Genomic DNA, 745 nt, shown 5'->3' with positions numbered 1-745 from the left:
GAACAGGCGGCTGCCTTCAAGGGAAAAACTGCCGTGATAATACGGCCATAAACCGGCAAGCACGCGAAGCAGCGTGGATTTGCCGATGCCGCTTCGACCTTCAAGCAATACCCATTCCGGAGAACGGGCTTGGAGGTGAATATCAGTAAGCAGGGGGCTGCCGGTTTGGGTGTAGACGGTAAGGTTTTGCAAGACGACCTTGCCGCTATGATGCGGCAAATCTGTTTGGTGTGACTGAAGGGAGGGGCTTTTTTGTTCTGCTTGTTCCAAGGCCGTCTGAAAACCGGAAAGCCGTTCGATGACTGCCGCCCATTCAATCAGGCGGCGGTATGCATCGGTAAACCAGCCGAAACTGTCTTGAACGCGGGCAAACGATGTGCGCGTCTGCATCATGTCGCCGAAGGTCATGGTTTTGGCGAGGTACATGGGCAGGGTGGCGAGGATGGGGATGAAGATGCTGATGCGGACATAGGTTGCCCAGAAGGTTTCTTGGCGGAATTCGCAGTTGGTGAGCCGCCGCCAGTTGTCGCGGATGCGGAGGTAACGTTGTTTCAGACGGCCTGTTTCCGCTTCGCCGCCGTTGTAGAAGGCGATTTGTTCGGCATGGTCGCGTACACGTAAAAGGGCTGCGCGGTAGTCAGCTTCGCGATGCTGGCGGTCGATATTGAGGTTTTTTAGTTTGCGGCCGACAAGATGGGCGATGACGGTGCTGAAGATGGAATAAATCAGTGCAACCCAAACAAGG

Annotated in this window: 1 protein-coding gene; it reads right to left on the bottom strand. The window is 55.2% G+C overall.

Annotated features, from left to right (window positions below):
• The coding region (locus ACTHUR_RS13755; protein ID WP_440399090.1) for an SbmA/BacA-like family transporter at window positions 1–745 on the bottom strand (745 nt) is incomplete at both ends.

It is taken from the genome of Neisseria sp. P0021.S007 (assembly GCF_051956855.1).
This window is presented reverse-complemented; position numbering and strand designations above follow the sequence as displayed.